The sequence below is a fragment of the Dietzia massiliensis genome (assembly GCF_018390595.1).
Taxonomy (GTDB): Bacteria; Actinomycetota; Actinomycetes; order Mycobacteriales; family Mycobacteriaceae; genus Dietzia; species Dietzia massiliensis.
Window position 1 is genome coordinate 1 of record NZ_JAHBAV010000119.1, and the last position, 2,008, is coordinate 2,008.

Consider the following 2,008-nt stretch of genomic DNA (forward strand, 5'->3'; position numbering starts at 1 on the left):
GGTCGCCGGCGAGGTACTGCCCGATCTGCGCGGCGGCCTCGTCGAGGACCGGCGAGTCTCCCTCCGCCCGCAGGACGCGCGGGCCGATGCGGGTGGCGAGGGTCGCCAGGACCGCGTCGGCGTCCTCCACCTCGAACGCCACGTACACCAGGCCGACCGGGGTCGCGGCCAGCAGCAGCCCCCCGATGGGCGAGTAGACGGTCCGGTAGAAGACGTCGACCAGGCCCTCGCGCTCGGCGTCGCAGGCGAGGCGGTCGCGGAGCCGGCCGGTGTCGGCGGGCGCGGCCCGCAGCGTGGCGATCGCGGGGTCGGTCGTAGCGTGTTCGGTCATGGCGCGACCTCCTGTGACTGCGATGGGGACTGCGACTGGGCGTGAGTCCGAGCCTGGGTCTGGGTCTGGGTCTGGGTGAGCGTTCTGCGCAGGGCGGCGATCCCGTCGGCGGCAGCGCGCCGGGCCGCGGCCTCGGTGCCGCCCGTGAGCTCGGCGATCTCGGCATAGCGGAGACCGCCCAGGTACCGGTACGCCACACAGAGGCGCTGCCGTGTGGGCAGGGCGGCGACCGCGTCCCAAATCCAGCGGTCGTCCTCGTCGTCGTCGGCCCCGGGGGCTCCACCCGAGCCACCCTCGTGCACCCCGCCCGGCCCCGGTGCGCGGGCGTCGAAGACGGCGATGTCGTCGGCGGCGCCGGTCGGAACCGCGGCCCGGGACGCGCGGCGCACCACGTCGACCGCGCGGCGGTGCGCGACGCGGACGAGCCACGCCTCGACATCAGTGTCCTCGGGCAGCTCCGGCCACGCCCGCAGCGCCGAGAGGAACGTCTCCGACCACGCGTCGTCGGCGTCCGCGCCGGGGCCCAGGACCGCGCGGCAGACCCGCAGCACGGTGGCCCCGTGCCGGTCGACCGCGGCGTCGAACGCTGCCCTCATGTGTGTAGATCCTGCCCTCGTCGGTGATCGCCGTCCCGCGCGGCCCGCCCCGCCCGGCCGGGCGGCGGGTGGCGGGCTTCGGTGAGTAGTCGCCCGGCGCCACGGATTCGTGAGGTCATAGTGTTCCCAATCCGGCGCGGGGCTCGCATACTGGTGCTCACCGCCCGCTCCCGGGGAGATCCCATGCTCGGTTCCCGCACACCCGCACGCCCCTCCGGCCGCCGCCCCGCACGCGGGTCCACACGCCGATCAGCGCGGTCGCGACTGGTCGGGGCGCTGGCCGCGCTCGCGCTGGCGGTGCCGCTCGCCGCCGCGGTGGGGTCGGTGCAGGCCGCGGGAGACCTCGCGCCTCGGGCGCACGCCCAGTCCCCGCTCGACCAGCTGGGCCCCCTGGCGGGCCAGCTCGGTCCGCTCGCCGACGCGCTGCGCGACGCCGACCCTGCAGGGGAGCTGGGGCCGTACGTCACCGAGGCTCTGAACGGCATCAACGGGCCGATCGGCGCGCCCGGGCCGCCCGCCGCGGTCGACGCGCCCGTGACCTGCCGGCCCACACCCGCGCGGCCGCGGCCCGTGATCCTCGTGCACGGCACCTTCGACAACGGCGCCAACACGATGCCCCGGCTCGGCGATCCCCTGCGGCGGCAGGGCTTCTGCGTGGTCGCCCCGACCCTCGGCGCCTACGCCGGCAACCCGGCCCGCGGCGGCCTCGACTCGATCGTCGCCGCGTCCGGTCCGCAGCTCGCCGGGGTGATCGATCATGTCCGCGCGGCGACAGGGGCGCCGCAGGTCGACCTGGTGGGCTACTCGCAGGGCGCCGCGATCGCCGGCTACACCACCAAGGTGCTGCGGCCCGGCGCGGTGGCGAACGTCGTCTCGGTGGGCGGCTACTGGGGCGCCGACAACAGCGGGCTCATCCCGCATCAGCTGCCGCGCGAGATCGCCGGCCTCGGCCTGTGGGCCGCCAACCTGCGGGGACTGGCCGAACTGTCACCGGGCAGCCCCATGATCACCGCCTGGTACGGCCTCGACCGCACCCCGTTCCTGCCCGGCGTGGGCTACACGCTCATCGCCACGCGCGGCG

2 protein-coding genes and 1 pseudogene are annotated in these 2,008 nt (G+C 76.2%); 1 reads left to right on the forward strand and 2 read right to left on the reverse strand.

Going from position 1 to position 2,008, the window contains the following annotated elements:
- Positions 1 to 331 (reverse strand): annotated as a pseudogene (locus KHA85_RS16365) (methylated-DNA--[protein]-cysteine S-methyltransferase); the annotation flags it as partial.
- On the reverse strand, positions 328 to 927 hold the full coding sequence (locus tag KHA85_RS16370) for an RNA polymerase sigma factor (protein WP_213186617.1): 600 nt from the start codon (positions 925 to 927) through the stop codon (positions 328 to 330). The gene KHA85_RS16370 and the pseudogene KHA85_RS16365, both read right to left, overlap by 4 nt.
- Positions 928 to 1,110: 183 nt before the next feature.
- On the opposite strand from KHA85_RS16370, the gene KHA85_RS16375 reads away from it, so the two are divergent.
- Positions 1,111 to 2,008, forward strand: an 898-nt coding sequence (locus tag KHA85_RS16375; protein ID WP_213186618.1) for an esterase/lipase family protein, incomplete at its 3' end; no start/stop codon positions are given.

Bases quoted from the DNA above. Each gene is read 5' to 3' on its own strand.
- KHA85_RS16370 (WP_213186617.1), bottom strand. From the start codon at position 927: ATGAGGGCAGCGTTCGACGCCGCGGTCGACCGGCACGGGGCCACCGTG.